Here is a 1,197-nt window from a genome sequence, read left to right as displayed (position 1 = left end):
TGGTCGACGCCTACGCTGCTGCGCGTCACCCCTCATCGAGGTGACACCACCAACTGGAGAGCTGGATGCGGGAGAACCGCCCGTCCAGTTCGGAGGGAGGGGGGGACGAACACAATCGTCTCTCCCTACCCCTATCAGGCGGGACTGCCTGAGCCCCCGTTGAGCGGCGAAGAAGAAAAGCGCCATCCGGGCGACACGTAGTGGCTCTTTAAGCAGCAGGAGGCAAGTGGTGAGGAACCTATGACACTGACGCGAGCGGATGGCTGGGCCCTGCTGACCGAATACACGCAGAACGAGAATCTGCGCAAGCACGCGCTGGCCGTGGAGGCCGCGGTCCGCGGCTACGCGCGCCGATTCGGCGAGGACGAAGAGGCCTGGGGCGTGACGGCGCTCGTCCACGACTTCGACTACGACCGCTATCCGGATCTCAAGGACCATCCGTTCCGCGGGGCCGAGATCCTGCGCGAGCGGGGCTACCCGGAGTGGCTGGTGCGCGCGGTCCTATCGCATGCGGACCATACCGGCGTGGCGCGCGAGACGCGGCTTGAGCACACCTTGTTCGCGTGCGACGAAATGGCTGGATTCGTGACGGCGGCCGCTCTGGTACGTCCATCGAAGAGCCTGATGGATCTGGAAGCGAAGTCGGTCGTGAAGCGGATGAAGGAAAAGGCCTTCGCCCGTGCGGTCAACCGCGACGATTTGCGCCGTGGCGCCGAAGAGATCGGCCTGCCGCTCGACGAGCACGTCGCAAGCGTCATCGCCTTCATGAGGGAGAAGGCGGACGACCTCGGGCTGCGCGGGACATTGTGAGAAAAAGGGAGACAGTCGTCGGTAGCCAGTAGACGGTAGGAAGACGGGATTCGGGATTCGGAACAGACCAGCGGGGCTGTGGCGCGGATGTGACGCGGCGATTCGCGGCGCGGCCCCTCGAATCAAGCCGACAGCGAAGTCCTGAGCGAAGTCGAAGGGCGTCAGTCTGCAAAACGCACCGTGAGGGCCAGGACAGGCGTTGGGTAGGGTCCCAACGCGCGTTCGGCGACAGGCCCCGGAAGGTGTGTTTTGGTGCGCCGTGAAGCGGCGTGTTCCTCGTGGGATGAAAGGAGCCCACCCCTATGAACCGCTGAGCAGTAGGGTAGCGCGGTCCCCTGCGTGAGGTCGTGAGACCTCCAGCAGAAGCGGGACCTGTATGCCGGGCGG

At 64.9% G+C, this 1,197-nt stretch carries 1 protein-coding gene; it reads left to right on the top strand.

What is annotated here, in order from left to right; translation table 11 throughout:
* The first annotated feature begins 240 nt into the window (after window positions 1-240).
* Complete coding sequence (locus NT151_07325; protein MCX6538725.1) at window positions 241-810, top strand: HD domain-containing protein; 570 nt, start codon at window positions 241-243, stop codon at window positions 808-810.
* Window positions 811-1,197: the final 387 nt, after the last annotated feature.

The organism is Acidobacteriota bacterium, assembly GCA_026393675.1.
Lineage (GTDB): Bacteria > Acidobacteriota > Vicinamibacteria > Vicinamibacterales > JAKQTR01 > JBAXOX01.
This window is presented reverse-complemented; position numbering and strand designations above follow the sequence as displayed.